Annotated in this window: 19 protein-coding genes; 18 read left to right on the forward strand and 1 reads right to left on the reverse strand. The window is 35.6% G+C overall.

The features are described 5' to 3' along the window. From N0B48_RS07910 to N0B48_RS07995, 18 genes are all read left to right on the forward strand, one after another. Positions 1 to 3,318 carry a hypothetical protein gene (locus tag N0B48_RS07910; protein ID WP_259838067.1) on the forward strand — a complete coding sequence of 1,106 codons (3,318 nt, stop codon included), beginning with the start codon at positions 1 to 3 and terminating at the stop codon, positions 3,316 to 3,318. An 11-nt stretch (positions 3,319 to 3,329) separates the two neighbouring features. Then, on the forward strand, positions 3,330 to 6,683 hold the full coding sequence (locus N0B48_RS07915; protein WP_259838070.1) for a DUF6443 domain-containing protein: 3,354 nt from the start codon (positions 3,330 to 3,332) through the stop codon (positions 6,681 to 6,683). Between the two features lie 6 nt (positions 6,684 to 6,689). Continuing rightward, complete coding sequence (locus N0B48_RS07920) at positions 6,690 to 7,532, forward strand: leucine-rich repeat domain-containing protein (protein WP_259838071.1); 843 nt, start codon at positions 6,690 to 6,692, stop codon at positions 7,530 to 7,532. Between the two features lie 293 nt (positions 7,533 to 7,825). Next, a complete protein-coding gene (locus N0B48_RS07925) occupies positions 7,826 to 8,614 on the forward strand; it encodes an RHS repeat domain-containing protein (protein ID WP_259838684.1) in 789 nt (262 codons plus the stop codon). A gap of 26 nt (positions 8,615 to 8,640) precedes the next feature. Further along, positions 8,641 to 9,417, forward strand: coding sequence for a DUF2314 domain-containing protein (locus tag N0B48_RS07930; RefSeq protein ID WP_259838074.1), 777 nt, complete (start codon positions 8,641 to 8,643; stop codon positions 9,415 to 9,417). 198 nt (positions 9,418 to 9,615) lie between these two features. Continuing rightward, positions 9,616 to 10,053: a DUF7832 domain-containing protein gene (locus tag N0B48_RS07935; protein ID WP_259838076.1), complete on the forward strand. Its 438-nt coding sequence runs from the start codon at positions 9,616 to 9,618 to the stop codon at positions 10,051 to 10,053. A 66-nt stretch (positions 10,054 to 10,119) separates the two neighbouring features. Continuing rightward, positions 10,120 to 10,773: a hypothetical protein gene (locus N0B48_RS07940; RefSeq protein WP_259838078.1), complete on the forward strand. Its 654-nt coding sequence runs from the start codon at positions 10,120 to 10,122 to the stop codon at positions 10,771 to 10,773. A 41-nt stretch (positions 10,774 to 10,814) separates the two neighbouring features. Continuing rightward, positions 10,815 to 11,318: an SMI1/KNR4 family protein gene (locus tag N0B48_RS07945; protein WP_259838080.1), complete on the forward strand. Its 504-nt coding sequence runs from the start codon at positions 10,815 to 10,817 to the stop codon at positions 11,316 to 11,318. 31 nt (positions 11,319 to 11,349) lie between these two features. Continuing rightward, entirely contained in the window at positions 11,350 to 11,736 is a 387-nt protein-coding gene (locus N0B48_RS07950) for a DUF2750 domain-containing protein (RefSeq protein ID WP_259838083.1), read from the forward strand. Next, on the forward strand, positions 11,729 to 12,112 hold the full coding sequence (locus N0B48_RS07955; RefSeq protein WP_259838084.1) for a DUF2750 domain-containing protein: 384 nt from the start codon (positions 11,729 to 11,731) through the stop codon (positions 12,110 to 12,112). Before N0B48_RS07950 ends, N0B48_RS07955 begins: the two co-directional genes overlap by 8 nt. 63 nt (positions 12,113 to 12,175) lie before the next feature. After that, positions 12,176 to 12,766: a suppressor of fused domain protein gene (locus N0B48_RS07960; protein ID WP_259838085.1), complete on the forward strand. Its 591-nt coding sequence runs from the start codon at positions 12,176 to 12,178 to the stop codon at positions 12,764 to 12,766. Between the two features lie 171 nt (positions 12,767 to 12,937). After that, the gene (locus N0B48_RS07965; RefSeq protein WP_259838086.1) at positions 12,938 to 13,570 is read left to right on the forward strand and encodes an immunity protein Imm33 domain-containing protein; all 633 of its coding nucleotides are present in this window, start codon (positions 12,938 to 12,940) and stop codon (positions 13,568 to 13,570) included. A gap of 55 nt (positions 13,571 to 13,625) precedes the next feature. Next, positions 13,626 to 13,970: a hypothetical protein gene (locus N0B48_RS07970; RefSeq protein WP_259838087.1), complete on the forward strand. Its 345-nt coding sequence runs from the start codon at positions 13,626 to 13,628 to the stop codon at positions 13,968 to 13,970. A gap of 68 nt (positions 13,971 to 14,038) precedes the next feature. Continuing rightward, positions 14,039 to 14,359 carry a hypothetical protein gene (locus N0B48_RS07975; RefSeq protein ID WP_259838088.1) on the forward strand — a complete coding sequence of 107 codons (321 nt, stop codon included), beginning with the start codon at positions 14,039 to 14,041 and terminating at the stop codon, positions 14,357 to 14,359. A 268-nt stretch (positions 14,360 to 14,627) separates the two neighbouring features. Continuing rightward, positions 14,628 to 15,386 (forward strand): DUF6882 domain-containing protein, encoded by a 759-nt coding sequence (locus N0B48_RS07980; protein WP_259838089.1) that lies wholly within the window; start codon positions 14,628 to 14,630, stop codon positions 15,384 to 15,386. Between the two features lie 184 nt (positions 15,387 to 15,570). Then, on the forward strand, positions 15,571 to 16,353 hold the full coding sequence (locus N0B48_RS07985) for a helix-turn-helix domain-containing protein (protein WP_259838090.1): 783 nt from the start codon (positions 15,571 to 15,573) through the stop codon (positions 16,351 to 16,353). Between the two features lie 158 nt (positions 16,354 to 16,511). After that, positions 16,512 to 18,014, forward strand: coding sequence for a MauE/DoxX family redox-associated membrane protein (locus N0B48_RS07990; RefSeq protein ID WP_259838092.1), 1,503 nt, complete (start codon positions 16,512 to 16,514; stop codon positions 18,012 to 18,014). A 35-nt stretch (positions 18,015 to 18,049) separates the two neighbouring features. Then, the gene (locus tag N0B48_RS07995; protein WP_259838094.1) at positions 18,050 to 18,307 is read left to right on the forward strand and encodes a DUF6520 family protein; all 258 of its coding nucleotides are present in this window, start codon (positions 18,050 to 18,052) and stop codon (positions 18,305 to 18,307) included. 37 nt (positions 18,308 to 18,344) lie between these two features. Here the strand turns inward: N0B48_RS07995 and N0B48_RS08000 are convergent, their stop codons facing one another. Continuing rightward, the gene (locus N0B48_RS08000) at positions 18,345 to 20,831 is read right to left on the reverse strand and encodes an alpha/beta hydrolase family protein (RefSeq protein WP_259838096.1); all 2,487 of its coding nucleotides are present in this window, start codon (positions 20,829 to 20,831) and stop codon (positions 18,345 to 18,347) included. Position 20,832: the final 1 nt, after the last annotated feature.

Genomic DNA, 20,832 nt, shown 5'->3' on the forward strand with positions numbered 1-20,832 from the left:
ATGAAAAGAATATTAATTCCGGCTGCACTACTGATTATAAGCAGTATTCAGGCACAGCAGCCCAATAGTAAAGCATCTTTACCCAATATAATCCCCCCATCACCGACCGCTTATGCACTAGGAAATTACGGAAATGTACCTGTGGGACTTTTTACGGGATCTCCCAATATTTCTGTTCCTCTTCTTTCCTTTAAAACAGGAAATATAGACCTGCCCATTGCTCTTTCCTATTCTTCAAACGGGGTGAAAGTAGATGAAATTTCCACCAATGTAGGATTAGGATGGAATTTAAATTTTGGAGGTGTCATTACCCGTATGGTAAGAGACAGAGCTGACGAAGCATCAACTCATATTGCTCTACCTGAAACATTAGACGGAGCGTATACGAATCCGGTAAGTAACAATTTTCTATTTGCCATAGGAGATGCCTCTGATGCGCTGGATACAGAAGCAGATCAGTATTCCTTTAATTTCAACGGCTACTCAGGGAAATTTTTCTATGATCAGAATAACCAGCCTCATATTGTAGACCAGCAGGCGGTCAAAATTGAAAGAACAGGAAACAGCAATGGAGACGGTCAGGATTTTCTGTTGACCGTAGCCAACGGTGAAAAATACTATTTTACAGAAAAGGAAACTACTATGTACAGAAGTGTTGGGAGTGGACATTCTACACCCTCTGGAGCAGTAACTGCGTGGTATTTGACCAAGATTGCACACCCAAGCGGAGATGAAGTGTATTTCAATTATGAGGCGAATGAAATTTCTCAGTATACGACATCTCAGTCACAGATCTTAAAGATGTCTGTAGGTTATCCAGTGACGCAGCCTATGTGTCATGGATCAGGATATTCGCTGGCGCCTTCTGCGGGACCAATAGTTAGCAATACCATGCAAGTTTCAGGAAAAAGAATCCTTTCGATCAGCAGTAATAATACTGTTGATGGTTCCCTTACCTTTGAATATGACACGGATCCTGCTTCTCTTGATATAGTTGGAAACAAAAAAGTAAAAACCATCCGTCTGCTTGATAAAAACGGATCCGTCATTGAGAGCACCTCCCTTTCTTATCTTAATACGGCCAACAAAAGAAATTTTCTAAGCAATATTATATTTAAAGACCCACAGAAAACATATGGTTTTGAGTATGATAACCCGACACAATTTCCTGAAAGACTTTCCATGGCTCAGGACCAGTGGGGATATTATAACGGAGGAGTGAGTAATAATTCTCTTATTCCTGCGAATATTTCTGATTATGGGCTGTCAAAATTTAACTATGGCGGAGCGAATAAAGATCCCAATCCCAGCTTTTCGAAGATTGGAATGCTCAAAAAGATTATTTATCCTACAAAGGGTTATACTGAGCTTGAATATGAAGGAAACACCTATTGGGGTGAAAAAACAATTATGCCGAGCCTTTATACTAAAGATCTTGATGTGGAGACCGATACTGGAACCAATAGCAGATCAGTTGAATACACAATAATATCACCGATTAATCAGGCCATCAGTGTTAGAGCTAATCTTTCCTCCAATTCACTACCTGAATGTGAAAGTTTTGCTAATTCAGGCCATTATTCCGGTTCAATACGGATTGGGCAGGGAACGATCTATCCTCTTACCCGTGATAGAATATCTCAGCAAATCTCCTTCAATGTAACAGCCGGACAAGCCTATACCGTTATAGCACGTGCCAATTTTATGTGCAGTGTTGTCAATACTTCAATCTCCTATTATCAATCGGCTCCACAGACTTTTTTCACCAATCTGGATACGGGAGGAGTAAGGGTAAAGTCCACAAAAGATGTTGATCCTGTTTCAAATGTACCTGTTTACAAAAGGTATCATTACGCCCATAAAGATGATATTTCCAAATCTTCCGGTCTTAAGGGGAATAAAACATTCTATACAGAGATGGAAAAATGGGAAACAGCCTGTCACGATGATAACTCCGGAACTCCCACAAGTTGTGGCGGTATCATAGAAAATACTAATGTTGTTCTTTCTTCAAGCAGCCTGATGCCATTATATGATACCGGAACCATGAGCTGCCTTTATCCTTTTGTAACCATCAGTGAAGGAGGGGATAATTTTGAGAATGGCGGGGAAATGAAAGAATTTACAGTCCGAAGAGATGATCCCGGATCCAATATATGGGGTCCCGGAGGAATAAACAGTGGTCCCTGGACCAACATGGGTTGGGATAATGGGACAGAAATAAAATCATTTGTTCTTAGAAAAAATTCAGGTTCTTCTACTCTGGATATTATTCAGGAGAAGGAAAATATTTATGAAAAAAATGATTCGGCCACTTTTGAGTTTAAGAATTTTTCAGGTAAAAAATTATTCGATCCGGCATGTGGAACTCCCCAGCACCACTATAATTGTACATCCGCTGACGTAGCCAAACCTAATAATAAATGTACTGGGCTAAATGCCGGAGTCCAAGTCAATCTTGCTCATTTAGATAATCTCAGTGTTAACGAATACAGAAGTGTTTCCTATTGGCATTACTTGAAATCTCAAAAGGCCACAGATTATTTAGACGGAATTCCGGTAAAGACCGAAACCGAATATTTCTATAACAATCCGGCGCACTATCAGCTGAGCCGTCAGAAGTCAACCTCCTCGGATGGCAGAATTAATGAAATAGCATACAGCTATGCTCATGAAAAAGGGAACCAGCTGATGATCTCTAAGAATATGGTTGGAATTCCTTTGGAAACGGTAACAAGCCAGACGATAGGTACTGTTTCAAAGTTATTGTCAAAAACAGAAACTCTTTATCCTGTATCATTACCTGCTGTGGAAACAGGAAATCTTATCCTGCCCCAGTCTGTTAGGCTTTATGATACTCCAAATAGTACGGTAAGCTCTGAAATAAAATATGACAAATATGATGCAAGCGGAAATATCCTTCAGTACACAGAAAAGACAGGAACACCCGTAGCATTTGTTTGGGGATATGGCAGCACCCAGCCCATTGCCCAGATAGAAGGGATATCCTATGACCAGCTGACTGGATTAGGGCTCATTTCTTCTATTGTAAGTGCTTCTGATCAAGATGCTTCCAATCCGGATTCAGAAACGGCCCTGATCACTGCTCTTGATGCCTTTAGGACCCACTCCTCTCTGAAGGGCTATAAGATCACCACTTTTACCTATGATCTTTTGAAAGGAGTTACCAGTGTGACGCCTCCATCAGGAATAAGAGAAGTTTATACCTATGATGTATATGGAAGGCTGAAAGAGGTCAGAGAAAACGATAAAAACGGAAACATACTGAAGGAATATCAATACAACTTCAAACCATAAAAAACACACCTATGAAAAAATACATAATAACAAAAATACTACTGCTTTACAGCCTCTTTGCTGTATCAGAGCTATTATATGCCCAGACAACAGGGACTGAAAATTATGTACAGTCCATAAGCTATCTGGACTCCACAAAAGTATCCGACCCATCTAAAAGGAGGACAGAAACCGTCCAGTATTTTGATGGATTGGGAAGAGCCAGACAGATGGTTAACGTCAAAGCAACACCGCTCGGAAAGGATCTTGTGACCCCTTTCACTTATGACGGACTCGGGAGACAGGCTCGGGAATATTTTCCGGTTCCGCAGAATGGAACAACGGGCGGAGCCATTTATCCGCAAACTTCCGGGCAGCTTCCTTATCCGGTAGCTGATGCAGGGAACATCTATAACGGAGAAAAGATTTTCTCTGAGAAGCAGTTTGAAAACTCTCCTCTCAGCAGAGTTAAGCAAATGACCCAACCGGGAACGGCATGGAGTACAAAACCTCTTGGGTACACCGAGAGTGCCAATAAGCAGGAAGATTATGTAAAGAAGTACGAAACCGTTACTTTATGGCATGCTGCGAACAAGCTATATACTTCTACCATTTCTCAATCTTCCTTTTATACCCAAGGTCAGTTGTATAAAAATACAACCACCGATGAGGATGAAAACAAAACCATAGAATTTAAAAATTCACAAGGGCAGACTGTACTGGTACGAAAGGTTCTGAGTGATACAGAAAATGCTGACACCTATTATGTGTATAACGAGTACGACCAGCTTGCCTATATTATCCCACCATCAGCAGCAATTGTTGGTATGGATGATAAGGTACTGGATAATCTTTGCTACCAGTACAAATATGATAGCAGATACCGTCAGGTAGAAAGAAAGCTTCCCGGAAAAGGCTGGGAATATATGGTGTATGATAAGCAGGACAGATTGATCCTTACTCAGGATGCTGTTTTAAGAACAACGACCAATAATTTCGGTGCAAAAGGCTGGCTCTTTACAAAATATGATCAGTTTGACAGGATTGTTTATACAGGATTTTTTAGCAATTCGGGAACAAGAGTGACATTACAAACCGCGGTCAATAATATGAATGTTAATGCAGGCAATAATGAGACCAGGGCTGACACTTCTCCATTTACCTCTAATAACCTACCTGTATTTTACACCAAAAATGCATTTCCTACAGGAAGCATGGCTGCTCTTACCGTCAATTATTATGATTCCTATCCACCCGGTATGGTTGCGGAAATCCCTACTTCCATTCTGGGACAGAAAGTTTTACGACAGCCGGGAGATGGGGTAATAAAAAATACCACTGGACTTGCTCTTTCATCATATCTGAAAAATATAGAAGATGTAGGATGGGCAATGAATTACAGCTGGTATGATACAAAGGGAAGAGTGATTGGAACCTATTCCATGAATTATCTGGCCGGGTATACCATCACAGAAACAGAGTACGACTTTGGCGGTGTTGTAAAGCAAAAAATTACCAAGCATAAAAGATCAAGAACTGATACGGAATTTCAGATTAAGGAAAGATTTGTTTATGATGGACAAAACAGGTTACTGAAACATTATCACCAAGTAAACACTAATACAGAAGAACTTCTTGCCGATAATACCTACAATGAGATTGGGCAGCTGATCAATAAGAAAACCGGGAATACGTCGGGAACTCCATTGCAGTCTATCGATTATGCCTACAATATCAGGGGGTGGGTTACCAAAGTTAATAATCCGGCTAATCTGGGCGGAAAACTCTTTGGGTATGAGCTTAAATATGAGAATCCGGTAGATGGCTCTGCAGCTCCTGCAAAATTTAACGGCAATATTTCTGAATTTGACTGGAGAACTGGCAGTAATGACTTTCTGAGAAGATATGCCTACCGATATGACAGATTAAACAGACTGAAAGATGCTTCCTATCGTGAGCCTACTGCCACTGCTCCTGTAAATGACGGATATAGTGAGAATCTTACCTATGATCTTAACGGAAATATCCAGACCCTGAAAAGATACCAGCCTTTAGCTAATGTACCTATACTGATAGATGATCTGAAATATCAGGTATATGAAGGCAATAGGCTAAAAAAAGTAACAGATGACAACACCAATCCATCCGGCTATCCAACAGGCGGGAACACCATTGGCTATGATGTGAACGGGAATATGACCGATCATATTGACAAGGGTATAACTTCTATCTCGTATAATTTTTTAAATTTGCCTAAAGAGGTAAAGTTTGCTCAGGACAATAATAACCTTCAGTTTCTGTACAGGGCGGATGGTATTAAGCTAAAGAAAGCATTCACCTATTTTTCGTTTAAAAGTGGTCTTATGGTCACCAATAATACTGACTACCTTGACGGGTTTCAGTATGAAAAGGAAGGCGGAGGACCTGTAGCTCTGCAATTTTTTCCTACAAGTGAAGGTTATTATGACTACCAGAAAAATAGGTATGTCTACAATTATGAAGACCATGTAGGAAACATCAGGCTATCCTATTACCGGGGAGGCAATAATGAAGCAGTAATAGACAGGGAAACCAACTACTACCCTTTTGGGATGGAATATGAAGGATTTCAGGGTACAAATACTCAGCTACCCAGCTACAGATATGGTTTTCAGGGACAGGAAAAGCAAACGGAAACAGGATGGAGTTCTTTTAAATGGAGAAACAGCATACCGGAACTAGGAAGGTTCTTTAATATAGACCCGCTTTCTGAAAAGTATGCATACCAATCGCATTACAACTTCTCCGAGAACAGAGTTGTTGACGGTAGAGAGTTGGAAGGTTTAGAGTGGGTTTCTGCGTTTGCCATACCGATTGTACCTGCAACACCAGGCGCTGGAACAACGGCTGGAAGATCAGGAGTTTATGAAGCAGCAAAGAGTAATGCCATTAATAATTACAATGGGATTATAAGACTACTAGGGAATAATATTAAAATCCTTACAACTCTTTCAGGTACGGGATTAACAATTACAAATCGGGTTCTCAATAGTGAAGGAGATAGTAAAGCTGAAAACAAAAAAAAGGAGAAAGAACAAACAGGCTCTTATACAAACAATCATAAAAGTGGTAAAAAATACCATGGAAAAGGAGGAGAGAAAAGAGCAGGAGAATCAGCTAAAGAAAAGGCTGCTAAACATGACGATCCACATGAAAGCACAGATTGGACACCTGCTGAAAATGATAGAGAAGCATTCAAACAAGAATCTGAACGAATGGAAACGGATGCCGATAAAGACAAAGGGACTCCGGGACATAAAAGTGAAAACAATTATAATAAGAGAAGGTCTCCAGGAGATAAATACAGAGAAGAAGATGCAAAAAAGATTAATAATACTAATAAGTAACTAATTATGATTAAAAATGGATATGCTATCGCAAAAGATGGCAGGACCTTAGCAATAGGAAGAGGCGAGCGAAGTCTATCAGAAGAGATAGAATATATTAAAACGAATAAAGTTCTATCAATTTCTATTAATTCAGATACAATTAAAGACTTGTCTTTCTTGGAAGATATAAATTTTATTGAAGAAATTTATTTGAATCAATTTGATATTGATTATTCTGGGTTATATTATTTGAAAAATTTGAAAGAAATAACGATAAATATTCATAATCCTAAACCAAGACCCAATATTGATTATTCCCGATTTGAGAAATTAGAATATCTTTCGTTAGATTGGTATGATGAGGCTTTAGCCCTATCTTCTAACTTGAAATTGAAAACTCTATATATTTGGAAATTTAAACCAAAAAACAAATCTTTTTCATTGGTAAGTTTACCCGATTCTCTTGAAAAAATACACATTACAGAATCTAATATTCAAAATTTTGAAGGATTGAAATTGCCAAACTTAAAAAGTTTTGAAGGGTACTATTGCAGTCAACTAAATTCTTTAGAGGGATTGAAAAATACATGTGAAAAATTAGAAATTCTAATATTGGATTACTGTAGAAAGTTGACTCAATACGAAGATTTGAAGTATTCAGTAAATTTAAAAAAACTAATTTTAGGTGACTGTGGAGATATTCAAGATTTAAATTGGTTAGTATCACTTAAAAAACTTAAGCATTTTTCTTTTTACAATACCAGATTAGTTGACGGAAATGTTAATCCTTGCTTTGATATTAAATATGTTAGTTTTAAAAATAGCAAACATTACAATCATAAAATTGAAGAGTTTAAGAGTAAATAAGGCAATGGTAATGTTCCAAAGTTAGTGATAGACCAATTTCAATATTTAATTTATTGAAAATCAATATGTATTAAATTTTAAAATTAAAATAGCAAGGGTAGGTTATCCTACTCTTGCTTATTTAAGCCGTTAAAAATGGTCTTAAATAATTGAAGATCATTCCTTATGTATCAAAGTTAGGGATGTTTGATTTTTAAATTGATTATCAGAAGAAAAGATATGTCTACAATTATGAAGACCATGTAGGAAACATCAGGCTAGCCTATTACCGTGGAAGCAACAATGAAGCTGTAATAGACAAGGAAACCAACTACTATCCTTTTGGGATGGAGTATGAAGGGTTCCAGGGTACAAATACCCAACTACCAACCTACAGATATGGCTTTCAGGGGCAGGAAAAGCAGACAGAAACCGGATGGAGTTCTTTTAAATGGCGAAACAGCATACCAGAGCTGGGAAGGTTTTTTAACGTAGATCCTCTAAGTGAAAAATATGCTTACCAGTCACACTATAACTTCTCAGAAAACAGAGTTGTTGATGGAAGAGAACTAGAAGGTCTGGAGTGGGTTTCAGCACTTATCAGGGCTGTCCCTTTACTGGAAAATTCTTCTGTAAAGCCAAGTCCAATCGTTGAAACAGTCACTAAAACTACCGAGACAACTGGTAAAGTAACAAATGAACATCACTTAATACCAAGGCAACATAAAAATCATGAAATTGTAAGACAAGCAAGAGAAGAAGGTTATAAATTTGAAGGTAAAGAAAATAAATTAACTGTTGAGAAATTTAATAAGACTACAGGTGAGGGAAGACACGCAAATCATCCTAAACTTAATGAACAAGTAAAACAATTGTTAGATAAAATACCCAAATCTGAAGCGTTGAATGGGGTAAGAAACTTAAGGGATAAGGCAAAAGATGCTATTAATAATAATCCTGATACGAAATTAAATGATTTAAAATTAAAAACGGCTCCTCCTGTTGAAACAGATAATCTTAGGGTTACTCCAGCTCCAGCCCCTAAAATCATGCCTGTTCCAAAACCAAAAGATCCATGTAATGGAATACCTGGTTGTGCATAATAAAAATAAAAAAATATATCTAGAAAATGAATAATAGTGCTAACATCGAGGTCGATAAAATTTATCAGTATAACCTATATAAAGCGAAAAATACTTTATGGTATTTTAATGATTTTATTAAAAATGAATCTTCAGAGTATAATTCTGTGAAATTTAAAAATGAGAAAGATGTTTTTGTATGGTTGGAGAATGTTAAAATTGAGAATAAGTATTACTTAGGAAAACTCGCTGAAAATGGAAATTTAAAAAAGGTTCTGGTAGAAGATGTGATAGATTGGATGATTATTAAAGAGGGACGATTGCTTGGGGGCTATACTATTCGCCATTATAGAGATACTCTTGATGAAGAAGCAAAACTAAATTTTGATATAGATTTTGGAGTTAAGATAGATGATGGAAATGACTTTTTCATGCCTGATTCATCAACTCCAGAGGGAGCAATTATTAAAATCGAAAATTTTTATTCTGACGAAAATCTAGATGGAGTATTGTCCTGTAAAAGCTTTATAACGGAAGCCGAAAATTTGTTGAAAGAAAGAGAATTGAATAACACCGAGGAAATAAAATCTGAATTGGCTGAAGTTTTAAAATTATCCTTAATTGAAGATTTAAAGTTAAACGGATTTCCTTCTTTTAGAGATATAGAGAGAAATTTTACACTTATAGAGAAAAAGCAAAATCAGCAGCTTATTGAGGAAAAAATAATCTATGAAAATGGAACTGTTACATTCAACAATCTATGGGTGGGATATATAAATGGAGAATGGAAAGTATTGAATCTTATTGAAGATCCAAATGAATAGTTAATATATCAAATTTGTTGGGAATAATTTAGGGTATTGAATTTCAATACCCTAGTTTTTAAAATCGGAATAAAACGATGAAAGTAAATGAAATAGTACAGCAAATTAGTGAGGGAATTTTAGAAAGTTTCAAAAACAGGATTTATATATATAAAAACACAAAGGAAGTTTAGTGTTAATTTTAAAAAATAAAATATTATGTCATACGATAAAATAGAATGGCACTCAGAAGGAGAAGACTTTCCTAAAGATGCCAAACCTGAAGATGGAGGTACACATATAGGTATGTTTTTAACTTGGATTATTCAAAATAATTTAATTGGGAAACTTTATAAAGAAATATCGCAGGAATCAATAAATAAGGTTAAGAGACAAGAAATGACAGGTAGAGACTTTTTAATTGAGGAATGTGATAGCAAATTCTATGATGAAGTCTTAAATGATGAAGGAAATGAATTTGTAGATTATTATTACGAAGATGACGGGGACGAAAATTACTTTGGTGATTATGCAAGAGTCTTTAGTGAATATGATAATGTATATGAAGTAGAAAATTCATCGAAAAATTACGATAAAATAAAACCAGTCATTGAAATGCGCTATCAAGAGTGGAAAAATAATAACCGTAAATCGTAAATTAGTAGTCTTGTGCTAAGATGATGAAAGTGAATGAAATAGCACAGCAAATAAGTGATGACGTTTATGGGTAGGAAATTTTATTCATTTACAATATTAACAGTTTTAGTTTTTTTTGGAACTATGTGTACAAGAAACAAAAGTCGGCAAGAAAAATTTTGGGAGTGGTTTTCAAAAAATGAAAAACATATTTATGAGAATGTTGAAAGTGAAAAGTTACAAAAGCAAATTTTTAATGATATAAGCAGTCAATTAGCAAAGATTGATCAGAATCTAGTTTTTGAATTTAGTCCTATCCGTAAAAATAATATCAGAGAGTTTTCAATCTCAGCAGACGGAATAAAAGAATCCTTTCCAAGTGTAGAAAATCTAATAAAATCAAGCCCAAAATTGACTAATTGGAAATTCTCCGCTTTTAGACAAAGAGTACCTAATGATAATTATGAAATTCAATATAAAGAATACAACATAGGCTATGATGATATTTTTTATAGGTATTCTACTTCAAATAATGAATTTGGCATTGAATTAAACATCAAAAATTATGATGGTAGTGCGGGAATGCAAGATGCAATTTATGTCCTGCTTGATGGACTCTTGGGAGAATATGATGTAGTAATGAATATTAATTGGATTGATTGGAAAAAACTAGATGAAAATGAAAGTAATAAACTTCATAATCTTATAGAATTGAGAGCATTGATTGATTCACGGAAGTAGGTAATGGGAAAAGAGAGTATCCTCACGGAAAAAAAATTAATATGGAAATAATAGAAAAATGTAACCAAACACTTGGAGAACTATATAAATTTCCCCCTGAAATCTTACACTTAGGCGAAAATATCGTAGACACTCGTTTAGAAGATTTAGAGAAAGAAATAGGATATAAACTTCCTGAGGACTTTAAATACATTATGAAAAAACATAATGGAATTACACTTGTAGGGACTCAGGTTTATGGATTATCAGCTGAGCTAAAAGAAGGTTCTCTGGATAAAATCTATGTATTCGAACATTCTGAGGTAGAAAATCCAATGCCTAAAAACTTTCTCCCTTTTTCTCCCGATGGGCGAGGAAATCATTATTGTTTGGATTTATCGAAACTAGAGGCTAATGTATGTCCTGTTATGTTTTGGCAGTGGGATTTTGAATATGATAATTTAGAAGATGTAGAAGTCTCTAATGATAATTTTTCTGAATGGGTAAATGAAGTTATGATAGAATGGACTCTACAAATCTATAATTTCGATGGTACAGAGAAATAGGGATATTCCACATGTGTCAAAATAATAATAAATGGAAGGAACGAACTGGAAGATTGAGAACATTTTAAAAATGTCAGAAGACGAAAGATATAATTATTTCGTTAGAAAAGTTGCAGATTTTGAACAAATCTGGGGCTTGAGTGATAATGGCTGGGCTCTGCTTGGTGATGATATTGGGAACCAAATTCTCCCATTGTGGCCGGAAAAAGAATTTGCTGAACTCTGTGCTGTTGACCAATGGAAAGAGCATAAAGCAGAACCCATAGAATTAGATAATTTTATAGAAAAATGGGTTCCAGGTATGACAAAAGACAAAATATTGATCAATATTTTTCTTACACCCAAAGCAAAAGGAACTGTAATTTCTCCTGCTGATTTATATTCAGATTTACAAGATGAACTGGAACAATATGAATAGTAAAGAAATTGAAAATGTCATAAAATTAGAACCACATGAGAGATACAAGTATTTCATTAAAAAGGTTGCTGATTGGGAGATCTTTTTTACAATGGTTGATAAAGAAGGAAATTATGTAACTTCAGAATTAGACAGTCAGAAACTATTTCCCTTATGGAGTGCTAAGGAGCTTGCTGAACTATGTAAAACAAGTGGTTGGGAAGAGTTTACAATTAAGCAGATAGATCTTGATGTTTTAGAAAATGAAATTATCGATTATATCGCTGATTCAGGTTGCCTAATTAATGTCTTTCCGGTTTATGATCGAACGGGCTTTGTTGTGAACTTGCAAGAGTTCACTAGAGATTTAAGTGAAGAGTTGAAAAACTATTCATAGAAAAAGAGACTATATTCCAAATTTGACCCTTATTCTAGTTTATATTCAGTAAAATTAAATTTTATGTCTGGACAAGCTTCTGAAGAAAATAAAAAACTTTTAAATTATATAATAAATACTGTTGGTATTAAAAAAATTATTGACCGTTATTATGACGAAGATAAAAAGAATTTTATCGATGTCTTCACATGTGATGATCCTCTTTACCCAAGAATAAAAATTTGTGGTACTATAGGCGTGTCTGATTACCCCAATAAAATTGAAATGAATGACAATAGCTTTAAAGACATCTCAATAGAGCTTGTAATTGCCGGATATACAGAGTTCAGCATGTTGGCTAGTATTCTCTCCACATCAGGGTTTTATATTACTAATAAGGGTTGGGAATGTCAACCAGGTTCAGTGTTTATGAGAATAGTTGAAATGTACTGTGAAACTTCTGATATGAAACATATTATGTTTGTATCACCCTTTTTATGGGATAAATTAGGACCATTGCAACTTGAAACGAAAACTGTACATTGGCTTTTGTGCATTCCAATTTCTGATAAAGAACTCGATTACAAAATGGAAAATGGCGCATCAGCATTAGAAGGCATATTTCAGGAAAAAGATATTGATATATTTGATATTAACAGAAAATCGGCTATCTAATAACTAAATTCTCATAACAAAATCATTGAGCAATAATTGATCTTGAAGAGTTTAATAGAGATTTTGATGAAAGATTAGATAAGATTGAATAAATCGATTATTTAAATAATTTTAAGCCATTTCGATTAAACTATAAAACGGCTTTTTATATATAATTAGGCACAATTAATAATGATAAATTATAAAGAAATTATTATATGTTCGGATAATAAATCTATTTACACTAAAGGCTTATATTCTTATATAACTAAAGAGATTAGAGTTGCCATCGGTAATAATCAACCAGAAAACTATATAGAGGTTATTAAATACATTATAGATTATATTGTAGATAGTAACCCTATTATTTCTGAAAACCAAAATATTGGCTATTATTCATGGCTTTTACAATTTAGGCTAGATGAAGATAAACACTATGATCTTTATGAAGCAAATTCTGATGGCAGCGGCTTTAATAAAGGTTGCGATACAGCCATTTCAGTTGTTAGGAAACAAGGCGAATTATGTTGGCAACAAAATCTTATTCCTCTTTTTCCAAACTTCAATCAGTCAGTTGTTATATCGGGTGGCGTCTATGAAGGAAAAGATATCGAAGGAATTAGATATGATTCACCTGAGGACGAAAGTGGTTGGTATCTTATCACAAATGATTATAATGACGATATCAAGTCGTTAAAAATGGTACATTTTTATCATGTCGCTTTTGCTCGTCCTGATATTTTGAAATATTTAGCTATACCTTTCAGATACAGATTCCTAATGAAAGAAGGAAATGTGGAAGTGTCTCAGGATAATGATTCGTGATTAGAAAATGATAAAAACAATTTAAATTATTAATTATAATATTGATGTTTTTAATATGACACCAGAACAACTAGTAGCAATTCTCAAAAGAGATGTTATTGACGGAAACATAGAATTGTATAAAAACTTATTGAATACAACAAATGAAGCTCAAAATCCAATATGGAAAAGCATCTTACTGATGTATATTGAGCTATCAAAGGAAGACAAAGAAGTTTTTTTAAATTTTTTACGGATTGTTGAAATTAATACCTTATCACATGTATTGGGGATATTAGATGGAAGTACCTATGTCGATGAAATAAATGACGAATTTATCCTAACTACAGAAAGTAGTAACGAAAAAATTAACGAAGATTTGCAAGATTTATTTTTAGAATTAATTGAAGAAAATAAATAATATTTTTTCAAGTGTACTTATGATAAAATAGGATATTGAAAATCAATATCCTATTAATAAATAGAAACATGAAATTAACAGATTTAGTCGGAGAAATCGAGCAAGGAAAAACCGCACAGTATCTATTAAATAATGCAATTGATATTGAATATGATTTAATTGAGATTTATGCCAAAGAAAAATTGAATCTTAATTCTGAAATCGAGTTTTTAAATGCTGATGAAATTCCAAATGATATTTTGATTAATATAAAAGGGATCGAGTATGAAAATATTTGTCCTTTAAATATGTTAGAAGATATGGTCAATGATTTTATGATTCAGAATCCTCAAATAGATACATTTGAATTAACAAATCAGATATTAAATTATCTACAAAATGATGCATAAAATTTGTAATGAAATTCAGTATTATAAAAGTACAGATGCTATTGTTGTTATTTTATACCTGAAGTAGTAAGCGGACTAGGGTGCAAAACTGAAATGGATAATTATTTATTTCCTCCATTACTAAAAAATCAAAATTATGAATTTGATGGCTGCTTAGGAGATGATGAATTGAACACCGGAAACTCTATTTAAAACGGTCTGAAAAACGGAAAGAACATGATAAATTTTAATCGATTAGAATTAAGTAACTTTTAAAAAAACAATTAGAATGAGCTATAATGAATTCAGTCAGGAGAAGCTGGATAAACTAATTCAAATTCAGGATTTATTCAAAAAGAAGTTTGATATCGATGCCTATGAAAATTGGTTTTATGATAGTGAATCCGAACTTTTAAGATTATACAACTCGGACGAAGATGAAATATATTTCAAATATATCCCTGTAGGAAGCTACTCGCGAGAAAAGAAAACATGGATGTGGAGCTGGTTTAATAAAAGCTCGATTGAAAAGAGTAAAGAAAAAGTGTTAATCATTAAAGAATTTGGTGCAAAAAACCATTACGAAAAATTACAGGAAGGAACTTTCCCCAGCGATGAATTCGATGCTTGGGAATTTACATCAATCTGTCTGGATTTCTTAAATGGAATAGGTGCATATAAAGTTGATTCTAATGGTTTGGATAAATTCATGGTTATTATGGCTGTCGAAGATATCGATTCCAAGACTGTTCAACAGTTTAAACAAAAAAAGGTGGAATGTGCTGAGCATGGACCTTCACGACCTGCATTTGTCTGCCAGCATCTGGATTGCAGCACTGTCAGAGGTTTTCATGAAGCCTTTGACACCTCCAAAGGAATGGAGCTAGAAGAAGATGACGACTTCCAGGCGTGGTGTGATGAGTGTGAAAAAGTAAGATCTGAGCATGGTGGGTGGAATGAAGAATCTGAGCGCTTTGCACAAATTAAATTAGTTTGTGAGAACTGCTATTTTGAATTAAAGGAATTTAATCAAATTTCTAATAATTAAATATTACTTCATCCGAGTTATAGCTGTTTTTACAGCATTTTTTACCAAAGACTCAAATTTTATTTTTTATTAAGAGCTGATAAAATATTTCTCTTTAATGAGATTTATTTTGATATTCTGAATGTAAAAGTGTACATTACCTTTTAATGGTTTAGTTTTTCTCTCAGACTAAAATAACGCGCTCATGAATACCTTCTTACTGTCTTTGATTGACAAAAGAATTGAAGGGGCGATGATCAGGTTTTCACAACTTCCGATAAGATCATCTTTACTAAGTTCTACCCACCATGAACTCCTGGAGAAACTAACCAAAAAGGTTATAGATACTTATATTAGTTTTTTTCAGAGTGTCGATATGGCTCCTAAAGAATATTATTATGGTGAGAGTACCCTAATAAAAATATTTAATCTTTCGGATCTTAATCGGAAAAAGCTTAAAAATTTTGAAAAAAAACTCATTAACCTTGTTACAGACCCTATAAGCCCCTCAGTGATCCCTGTTTATTTGCCTCTGCATAAATCTGCGCAGATATTTCTGTACACAGGAATAGGTATTTTGGACAGCCCCTGTCACTGCGTTATTTTTTTTCTTTATGAACTTTCCATTCCGAGATCTTTAATAGGCTATAGTCTTAGTACCCTACACTACCTGGAAACAGCCCTCGATCAAGTTAGTAATGATGAATTCTCGAAATCTAAGCCCTTAAGAAAACTGGCTGCCGATTATGGTAAGAATTACAATCAGTTTCAAAAGGATTGTAAGGATTACTTTGGTGATACCTTCCATCAGTTTCATAATAAAATGAAAATGCTTAATGTACTGGACGATATCCTGTTTACCGGATATAGTTTTAAGGAGATTGCTTATCGAAATGATTTTTCAAACTATAACAGTATGTATTTTCTATTCAGCAGAAAATATGGATTTCCGATACATTCCATTCCCCGATTATTGACTGAAATCTAGAAAAATATTCTCACTTGAAATCTTCTGTACTATTTTCAATGTGCCGGGTACTTTCTTCAATGTTTTTTATACTTTTTCGCATGTTTTAAGTACTATTTGATATTTAATTCTATTTTTTAATAGGGAGCTTTACTTCTGTAAACCAAACAATTAACCCTATGAAAAAGAGCTTCTATATATTCCCTGATATTATTGCGTACTTTTTCGTATTGCTATTCTGCTATGCGGCCTCAAGTAAAGTGTTTGATTTTGAGAATTTTCAGGTACAGCTGGCGCAGTCTCCACTACTAAGTGCCTATGCAGGGGCAATTTCTTATGCTGTTATTATAGTAGAACTGATCATTGTATTATTACTCTGTATTAAAAGCACCAGACTAACAGGTCTTTATCTTTCACTAGGTATCATGATCAGCTTTACGGTATATATTTATCTCATTTTAAATTACAGCGATTTTGTGCCGTGTTCCTGCGGTGGAATTTTGGAGAAGCTAGGCTGGACTGAGCATATGATCTTTAATATAGTCTGTGTTTTGATGGCTTTTAGCGCTGTTTGTATTGTAGAACGACAAGAAAAAAGGAAGCTAAGCAGAACAATGGTCAGTACTGGAGGAGTAATCCTTGCTTCTGCGGCAATGGTTATCGTTTTATTTTTATCCTCGGAGAATATCATTAAAAAGGAAAATAACTTTACCCGGCGCTTTTTGCTTCACCCGGTCATTGAGGATAAAGTTTTAGATCTGGGAATCAATTCCTATTACTTTGCGGGAGTGGATGATGGTAAGATCTATCTTGGAAATAGTACGGCACCATTACTACTGACATCGGTTGATACATCATTGACGGCAAATTCTTCAATGAAAATAAGCCTTGACAAATCAGATCATAAATTCAGAAACCTACAGGTTCAGGTCTGCGACTCTTTCTACTTTCTGTATGACGGGAGTGTTCCAGTAATCTACAGAGGTGTTTTGGGAGATTCACTGACGCGAACCATCAGCTACCGGGATGCTTATTTTACTCAATTGGTGGTTCTGGATTCTTCAAGATTTGCCATCAGAACGCAAAGCCGCCAAAATCGGCAATACACGCTGGCTAGTCTAAACCTTAGCACAAATCCAAAACTGAAACTGCGCCCTTCTATTCTTGAGAAGCAAATAGATGGGGTGTTCGATTCGGATGGAACGTTGATTGGAAGTAGGGGAAAGGGATCTCTCATTTATACCTATTCGTACCGAAATCAATTTGTAGTGATGGATCAAGATCTGAGTGTACTCAGGAGGTTAAACACGATCGATACGACAAGCCGGGCTAAGATAGAAACCCGGCAGCTTTCAGACGGTAATCATAAAATGACAGCTCCGCCACTTGTAGTCAACAAGATAATGACAGGTAATGGCCAGTTACTGTTCATTCAGTCTAATTTAATGGGAAAACATGAATCATCCAAGGCGTGGAAGAATGCGGCTGTGGTTGATATATACCATACTGACAGGCAGGAATATGTAGGAAGCTTTTACATACAGAATCGAAAAGAAAATACAATATCACAGATGCTGGCAACTGACAAATACCTATATGTGTTGATCGGAAACGAGCTCATCAGGTACCAATTCAGAACAGCGTTACAAGATCCTAAACCAGGGGAAGCCGAAAACCTTTAAAAGAGTAGGCACAAATCAATCCTAAATTTTTTATTATGAAAAAGTTTATTTTTCCTGTTGCCGTTATTCTAATGGGTGCAGGAGCTGCTTTTGCGACAAAAGTAACCACAAGTAACCGTGCTTTTGTAACTGCGTACCGTATTGATGCAGTATCAGGACAATGTATCGATGCCAAACAAGAGTGTAGTACACAAACTGGGGAAACCTGTTTCTGGTCAGCGGACAATGTTACTCCGTTACATGAACTATCTGGAACCATGTGTGGAGAAGAGTTGTTTAAACCTATCAATTAACACCAAGCTAGGCTGTCCGAATAGGACAGCCTAGCTTTTATTGATTATTAATCCAAGGGACGTTTTTTTTGTCTTTTAAAAAATAATCCCACCATTCCAGTACTTTTTGGTGCAGATCTTTTTTCTCTTCTGAACCCGCTCCAAGAGCATGTCTACCATTAGGGTAGAATAGGGCTACAACTTTTTTATTATGCCTTCGGAGCCCCATGAAAAACTCCATCGTCTGATCCCAGGGAACGTTTTCATCCTGTTGTCCGGTCCAAAGCAGGATAGGGGCATTCACCTTTTCCATATTAAAGATGGGATTGTTACTGAAATACAATTCCTTATTTTCAAGAAAGGATATGTTCATCCTATACTGCCCGGTCTCGTATTGCCAGAAATAAGGGCCGGGAAAATGGTAGTTATAAGAAAAATAAGAACGAATAATGTCGCTGAGCCCTGCTCCGGATATATAAGCTGCAAATCGATCGGAATGGGTGGCAATGAAATTTGTTTCATACCCTCCAAAGGAATGGCCAATCAGTCCCACTTTATGCATATCAATGCCAGGATTAGTACTGACTGCATCCAAGGCTTTATGTACGCAATCCAATGCTGATAATCCCGGGCCTAAGTCTCCCACAACGGTATCGGGTAAAAGGACAAAATACCCCTTTTCCAATAGAGTTCTTATATCCAGCTCATCTCTATTGTGATAGCCGGGTGTAATATATTGGTTTGACATCCTATTTTGAATCTGATAGATATGCACGATCATAGGATACTTTTTTGCTGGGTTAAAGTTCACCGGATAATATAAGAGTCCTTTCAGGGCTAGGCCATCCTTAGTGGTGTAGTGGATGATATCCTGCTTTAGAGTCTTACTACTTTTATCAGTCTCACTTGCAGCAGGGATTAATATTCTCTTTTGCTCGCCATCCCCAATGAAGGATAGGGTTGGAGGTTTATTGAAATTCTCTTCCAATACGTAAAAATGGGTTAATTCATCATCATAGGTGAAATTTCTAACATAATTTTCTGTTGATGATACAGTTTCTTTTTGCTTGCCCCGTTTCCAGGTAAGATAGGAGGTGGTGGTACTCGGTTGATCCAAGGCCTGTATTAGAAGAGGCCGGTTGAGATCAATGGTCTGGAGTGAAAAATTCCATTTTTCGGATATCTTTAAGATTTTTCGATTGATAATCTTAGTTTGTTTTCCTGTTGCTATTTTAAGCGCGGTCAATTTTTTTGTTTTGATTTCGTAGCGCCAGAGATCGTTGGAACTTTCAAAGAAAATGTAGCGGCCATCCATTGTAAACACAGGGTTTTGAAGGTTGGGCTGGGAAATGACACTTTTTGTCATGGGTTCTAATTCAAAAAGTGACCATCTTTTTCCATCCTCACTTCCTAAGAGGTATTTTCCGTTATAGGAACAGAAAATTTCAGATGAACCGTAAGTGATACCCTTGAGATCGTCCAATCTTCGGTAGCTGTTTGACTGTACATCATAGATTTGTACATCCTTTAACTGGGGTTCATAGTTCAGATAATCATGACCTTTTGTGGGATGAAAAGCTAAGAAATAGCGATCACTATTGATGGCTGAGATCACCGGATATGTGTCGGTGGGAAGCTCCTGTATCTTGTTGTTATTGGACTGCCATAGCCAGTACCTATTTTTTGTGACCCCTGTTTTTTTTGTTTTTAGATTTTCATCATTTCCATACCAGATGTCTACCAGCTTATTTTGAGGTTTTTCGGGGCTGTGGAGGCTAATAAATAAAGCCTTTCCTTCTTGAATTTCCGTAAACCTGTAATAATCATTTTTTTCGGTAGAGACGGTAGGAAGTGAATCTGTTTTTCCGCTCAGGGTATTGATCAATACGATCAGACTTTTATTTGACTCCTTTTCAATCTCCTGTACTATAATATATTTTCCTGAAAGGGACAATTCTACTTTTTTTATCGTATTGAGGGTTGTTCTGAGCACTTTTGATTCATTTCCCAAAAGATCAAGGATTTCATAATGATCGGCATTCTGCTTGAATACGTATAGTTTTTTCTTATTATCTGTGACAGGAAATTCCTGTACTCCTGTGATATACTGTAATCTTTCGTTGTCAGTGTTGTAGACGCTCAGATTAGTCTCTTTGTCCAATATGGCGTATTTACCCGTTACAGTAAGTGGGTAGGCTATTTTTACCTGATTATAATTTTTCTTTTCTCCGGTTTTTAGATTCTGGAACTTTGCTTTTCCTTGTCCAAAAACAAGGAGTCCATCACCTTTTATAAAGGTTGCTTCTCCGCCCAGGGCTATTGTGCCTATGGGAACATCGGGTTTTTGGGTATCTACTACGAGAAGCGTATCTTGGGTAAGATCATAGCGCTTTCTTACCGCTACCCACCTTCCGTCGTCGGAAGATATGGGATTGACCAATCGTGAGAATCCTGAGATCCAGCTTTGCAGGGTATCTTTTGTACTTTGCGCGGAATACCAACTACTGCTAAATAGCAGTAACAATAACCAAATTATTCTTTTCATG

It is taken from the genome of Chryseobacterium herbae (assembly GCF_025154075.1).
Classification (GTDB): Bacteria; Bacteroidota; Bacteroidia; order Flavobacteriales; family Weeksellaceae; genus Chryseobacterium; species Chryseobacterium herbae.

Coding starts and splice junctions, on each gene's coding strand:
- N0B48_RS07910 (WP_259838067.1), top strand. CDS start 1: ATGAAAAGAATATTAATTCCGGCTGCACTACTGATTATAAGCAGTATT.
- N0B48_RS07915 (WP_259838070.1), top strand. CDS start 3,330: ATGAAAAAATACATAATAACAAAAATACTACTGCTTTACAGCCTCTTT.
- N0B48_RS07920 (WP_259838071.1), top strand. CDS start 6,690: ATGATTAAAAATGGATATGCTATCGCAAAAGATGGCAGGACCTTAGCA.
- N0B48_RS07930 (WP_259838074.1), top strand. CDS start 8,641: ATGAATAATAGTGCTAACATCGAGGTCGATAAAATTTATCAGTATAAC.
- N0B48_RS07935 (WP_259838076.1), top strand. CDS start 9,616: ATGTCATACGATAAAATAGAATGGCACTCAGAAGGAGAAGACTTTCCT.
- N0B48_RS07940 (WP_259838078.1), top strand. CDS start 10,120: ATGGGTAGGAAATTTTATTCATTTACAATATTAACAGTTTTAGTTTTT.
- N0B48_RS07945 (WP_259838080.1), top strand. CDS start 10,815: ATGGAAATAATAGAAAAATGTAACCAAACACTTGGAGAACTATATAAA.
- N0B48_RS07950 (WP_259838083.1), top strand. CDS start 11,350: ATGGAAGGAACGAACTGGAAGATTGAGAACATTTTAAAAATGTCAGAA.
- N0B48_RS07955 (WP_259838084.1), top strand. CDS start 11,729: ATGAATAGTAAAGAAATTGAAAATGTCATAAAATTAGAACCACATGAG.
- N0B48_RS07960 (WP_259838085.1), top strand. CDS start 12,176: ATGTCTGGACAAGCTTCTGAAGAAAATAAAAAACTTTTAAATTATATA.
- N0B48_RS07965 (WP_259838086.1), top strand. CDS start 12,938: ATGATAAATTATAAAGAAATTATTATATGTTCGGATAATAAATCTATT.
- N0B48_RS07970 (WP_259838087.1), top strand. CDS start 13,626: ATGACACCAGAACAACTAGTAGCAATTCTCAAAAGAGATGTTATTGAC.
- N0B48_RS07975 (WP_259838088.1), top strand. CDS start 14,039: ATGAAATTAACAGATTTAGTCGGAGAAATCGAGCAAGGAAAAACCGCA.
- N0B48_RS07980 (WP_259838089.1), top strand. CDS start 14,628: ATGAGCTATAATGAATTCAGTCAGGAGAAGCTGGATAAACTAATTCAA.
- N0B48_RS07985 (WP_259838090.1), top strand. CDS start 15,571: ATGAATACCTTCTTACTGTCTTTGATTGACAAAAGAATTGAAGGGGCG.
- N0B48_RS07990 (WP_259838092.1), top strand. CDS start 16,512: ATGAAAAAGAGCTTCTATATATTCCCTGATATTATTGCGTACTTTTTC.
- N0B48_RS07995 (WP_259838094.1), top strand. CDS start 18,050: ATGAAAAAGTTTATTTTTCCTGTTGCCGTTATTCTAATGGGTGCAGGA.
- N0B48_RS08000 (WP_259838096.1), bottom strand. CDS start 20,831: ATGAAAAGAATAATTTGGTTATTGTTACTGCTATTTAGCAGTAGTTGG.